Raw genomic sequence first — 4,236 nt, 5'->3', positions numbered from 1 at the left:
ACCCAGGATCGCGGCGTCGTTCTTTCTCAGGCAATGAACGACGTGCTTTGACAGCCGGGCGCGTTGCTGGTCAAAGGCGGCATGACGAAATTCCTCGCCCTTGTCATCGTCGGTTTCATGGTCATTCAACTGATCAAGCCGCTTGGCTGGCCAGGCCTCAAGCGACGCGGCGATTTCTGGAAGCTGGCACTGCTCGCCATGGCTGCGATTTCACTGGCGGCCGTGCTCGGGCATTTGACGTAGGACGGCACTTGTCGTCGGTGCTCAATTGCCAAGCACCGGGCCAACCAGATGCTCGGCCCAGGCCCGGTAGCCTGCTTCCGAGGCGTGAAAGCCGTCCGAGGCAAAGCCGGCTTCCGGATTGGTGATCGGCAGGCGCGGCGCCGGCACCGCGCCGCGCTCCAGGCAAAGGCGTTCGCCCATCCGGTTCATGTCGGTGGCGCGAATCTCAAGGATTTTTCCGAGCAGCGGCGGCATGGCCGGAGCCCGCGTGAACTCCAGCACCGGCGACCACACCACGCGTGCTTCCGGCCATTTGGCGCGCAGGCCGTAGAGCAGGCCGCCGAACTCCTTCTTGAAGCGCGGCACGGAGTGAAAATTCTTGGTGTCGTTGGTGCCGATGGCCAACACGATATGCGTCCACGGTTCGGCCGACAGATTGGGCAGGACATGGTCGCGTATCTGGCCCGACGTTGCCGAATTAAAGCCGGCCGCCCGCCAGCGCACGGTGCGGCCTGTGCTTTGTGAAATCAGCACGGCGAGTTGCGCGGCAAGCCCATGTTCCGAATTGCCTATGCCGACCGACGCGGCGGACGAATCGCCCAGCACCAGAAGCGAAATATCAGGCGCCTTGCCTGATATTTCGTGCATGACCGGCCCTTGCGCCGGCAGCATGCGCGTGGTGCGGCGTCGCACGCCGAGGCCTTGCCAGATATAGACCGGGAAGGCGAGCCAGGTGAGTAGGGACGGGAAGCGCATGGCAGTACCGTTAAACGATCAGCGGCAGCCTTAGCGCATGTTTTGGTCGACGGGAACGCTCTTCAATCGCAGCAACTCGCCTGCCCCGCTTGCTTGCCCTGATATTCATCGTGCAGCCGCACCCAATCCATCAGTCCGTGATAGGGGCCGTTCTCGTTGCGGCCCTTCGGCGTCATGTCGAGATAGTTGTAGGCGCCGATCTGCGCCTCGCCGCCGCGGGCGCGCGACATGAAGGTGAGGAAGATGTCGCCGGCCTCGTCCCGGTAGAAAACGCTGGTGCCGGGAAGCTCCTTCGATGTTCGTGGACGGGTCTCGAAATTGTAGGTGGTGTCGCCCGCGGCGATCTGCTTGTCGGTGAAGGAGACCTGCATGTCGAAGTTGAAATCCGAGGCATAGGACGACACCCAGTCGAACTTCCAGCCCATGCGCTGCTTGTAAGGCAGAAGTTCCGCCAGTGGAGCGCGCGAAACCACGACCAGCGACACGTCGTGATGCCGCAGATGCTGATTGGCGCCGTCGATATGATCTGCAAGGAATGAGCAGCCCTCGCAATGACTGACGCAGCCCGGCCCGAACATGAAGTGATAGACGATCAGCTGGCTGTTGCCGGCAAACAGGTCGGCCAGTCTCTTCGGCCCTTGCCCGGTTTCGAAGACATAGTCCTTCCGGATCTTCAGCCAGGGCAATTCACGTCGCTCAGCCGCTATCCGCTCGCGGAGCCGCGTCAGTTCCTTCTCGCGCGCCAGATGCGCCTTGTGCGCCTGGAACCAGTCTTCGCGCGAAACGATCTTGTTGCGATGCATGAACCTCTCCCTGAAGTGTCATTCCAAGGACGTTCGGGATGAGCACAACCCGACATCGCCCGAGAGGAAATAAGGACGGAGAGGCTCCGCCCCAAGCCCGGCAAGTCACAAACAAAAAAACCCGGGCGCATCGGCCCGGGTTCGAAGGAGGAAGAAAGGACTGTGATCAGGCGGCCTGTTCCAGGCTCGCCTTCCATTTTCCGAGCGCTGCCAGATGGTTCATGTGGGCGCGATGGGTGAAGGCGGCCTGGCCGGCGGCAACGTTCGAGGCCTTGCCGCTCCAGGCTTTCTGTGGCGCGGCCTGCAGTGCGCGGCCATAGGAGAAGGTCAGCTTCCACGGGTGCGGCCCGATGGCGTTGATGGCGTTGAGGTTGGCGGTCGCCTCCTCGTCCTCCTGGCCGCCGGAGAGGAAGGCAATGCCCGGCACCGCTGCCGGCACGGTTTCGCGGAACAGTTTTATGGTCTTTTCGGCGACTTCTTCGGGGCTGCTCACCTTGCCCGACTTCCTGCCGGCCAGCACCATGTTCGGTTTCAGGATGGTGCCTTCCAGCACGACGCGCGCCGCATGGAGCTCGTCATAAAGCTTGATCAGCGTTGCCTTCGAGATGTCGTAGCAGGTGTCGATATCGTGGGCGCCATCCATCAGCACTTCCGGTTCGACGATCGGCACAATGCCGGCCTCCTGGCAAAGGGCTGCATAGCGGGCGAGTGCGTGCGCGTTCGAGCCGATCGAGGTCCCCGAAGGCACGCCTTTGGCGATATCGATGTCGATCACCGCGCGCCATTTGGCGAAGCGGGCGCCGAGCTTGTAGTAATCGGCAAGGCGCTCGCGCAGGCCATCGAGGCCTTCGGTGATGGTCTCGCCGGGAAACCCGGCCAGCGGCTTGGCGCCGGCGTCGACCTTGATGCCGGGGATGGCGCCGGCCGCCTTGATGATGTCGACCAGCGGCGTGCCGTCGGCGGCCTTCTGGCGGATCGTCTCGTCATAGAGGATGACGCCGGAGATGTAGCGGGTCATCGCTTCCCTGGTGCGGAACATCATCTCGCGGTAGTCGCGGCGGCTGTCGGCTGTCGATTCGACGCCGATGACGTCGAAGCGCTTCTTGATGGTGCCCGAACTTTCGTCGGCGGCCAGCAGGCCCTTGCCATCGGCGACGATCGCGGCGGCAATGTCTTCGAGACGTTCGCTCATTGTTGCTTCTCCTGAAACGGTTGTTCCGCGCTTAACGGAAGTCTACCGCCAAAGGAATGGCATCGGAAAGCTCGAATCGATTGAAAGCCTCGGGCAGCCTTGTTTGCTCTCCGAGTGTTGATCGCCGCGGAGCCTCAGCGCTTCAGCACATCGACACCGGGCAGCGGCTTGCCTTCCATCCATTCCAGGAAAGCGCCGCCGGCGGTCGAGACATAGGTGAAGTCGTCGGCGACACCGGCATGGTTGAGCGCCGCCACCGTATCGCCACCGCCGGCGACCGAGACCAGCTTGCCTTCCTTGGTGCGCGACGCCGCGTGCTTGGCAGCTGCCACCGTCGCATGATCGAAGGGCGCGATCTCGAAGGCGCCGAGCGGGCCGTTCCAGACCAGTGTCGCGGCGCGGTCGATCCATTCGCCGATGGCCGTCACGGTTTTGGCGCCGACATCGAGGATCATGCCGTCGGCCGGCACGTCCGATATGGCGACGGTCTCGCATTCCGCGCCCGCCTTGAACTCCTTGGCGACGACGCCGTCGACCGGCAGGATGATGGCGCAGCCGGCCTCGGCCGCCTCGATCATGATCTGCTTGGCGGTCGCGGCGAGATCATGCTCGCACAGCGATTTGCCGACATTGGTGCCACGCGCGGCAAGAAAGGTGTTGGCCATCCCGCCACCGATGACGAGGGCATCGACCTTCTTCACCAGGTTCATCAACAGATCGATCTTGGTCGAGACTTTGGCGCCGCCGACAATGGCGACGACCGGACGAACCGGTTTTCCCAGGCCCTTCTCCAGCGCCTCAAGCTCGGCTTGCATGGTGCGGCCGGCAAAAGCCGGCAACAGATGCGCCAGCCCCTCCGTCGAAGAATGCGCGCGGTGCGCGGCCGAGAAGGCGTCGTTGACGAAGATATCGCCATTGGCGGCGAGTTTTTCCGTGAAGGCCGGATCGTTCTTCTCCTCGGCCTTGTAGAAGCGGGTGTTTTCGAGCAGCAGCACGTCGCCCTTGTTCATGGCGGCGACAGCGCTTCCGGCCGTGTCGCCGACGCAATCCGAGGCGAAACCGACGGGGCGGCCGAGCACGTCGGCTGTCGCCTTGGCGATCGGTTCCAGCGAGAATTCGGGCGAGGGGCCATCCTTGGGTCGGCCGAAATGGGCGAGCAGGATGACCTTGGCACCCTTGCCTGACAGCTCGGCGATGGTCGGCGCGATGCGTTCGATGCGGGTGGTGTCGGTGACTTTGCCCTCAGTGACAGGCACGTTGAGG

At 63.2% G+C, this 4,236-nt stretch carries 5 protein-coding genes; 1 reads left to right on the top strand and 4 read right to left on the bottom strand.

The window, feature by feature from the left end; all coding sequences use genetic code 11:
* Nucleotides 1-81: 81 nt before the first annotated feature.
* Nucleotides 82-243, top strand: coding sequence for a hypothetical protein (locus EN906_RS24920; protein ID WP_023810961.1), 162 nt, complete (start codon nt 82-84; stop codon nt 241-243).
* Between the two features lie 21 nt (nt 244-264).
* Here EN906_RS24920 and EN906_RS24915 read toward each other — a convergent pair whose 3' ends face one another.
* The 4 genes from EN906_RS24915 to EN906_RS24900 all read right to left on the bottom strand — a co-directional run.
* The gene (locus EN906_RS24915) at nt 265-978 is read right to left on the bottom strand and encodes an SGNH/GDSL hydrolase family protein (protein ID WP_127271755.1); all 714 of its coding nucleotides are present in this window, start codon (nt 976-978) and stop codon (nt 265-267) included.
* A gap of 62 nt (nt 979-1,040) precedes the next feature.
* On the bottom strand, nt 1,041-1,781 hold the full coding sequence (locus EN906_RS24910; protein WP_127271085.1) for a thioredoxin family protein: 741 nt from the start codon (nt 1,779-1,781) through the stop codon (nt 1,041-1,043).
* Nucleotides 1,782-1,947: 166 nt separating this feature from the next.
* A complete protein-coding gene (locus EN906_RS24905; RefSeq protein WP_127271757.1) occupies nt 1,948-2,973 on the bottom strand; it encodes a class I fructose-bisphosphate aldolase in 1,026 nt (341 codons plus the stop codon).
* Between the two features lie 134 nt (nt 2,974-3,107).
* The coding region (locus EN906_RS24900; RefSeq protein WP_164777334.1) for a phosphoglycerate kinase at nt 3,108-4,236 on the bottom strand (1,129 nt) is incomplete at its 5' end.

The sequence above is a fragment of the Mesorhizobium sp. M7A.F.Ca.CA.004.06.1.1 genome (genome assembly GCF_003999135.1).
Taxonomy (GTDB): Bacteria; Pseudomonadota; Alphaproteobacteria; order Rhizobiales; family Rhizobiaceae; genus Mesorhizobium.
The sequence above is the reverse complement of the archived record's forward strand: the minus strand, read 5'-3'. Positions and strand labels throughout refer to the sequence as shown.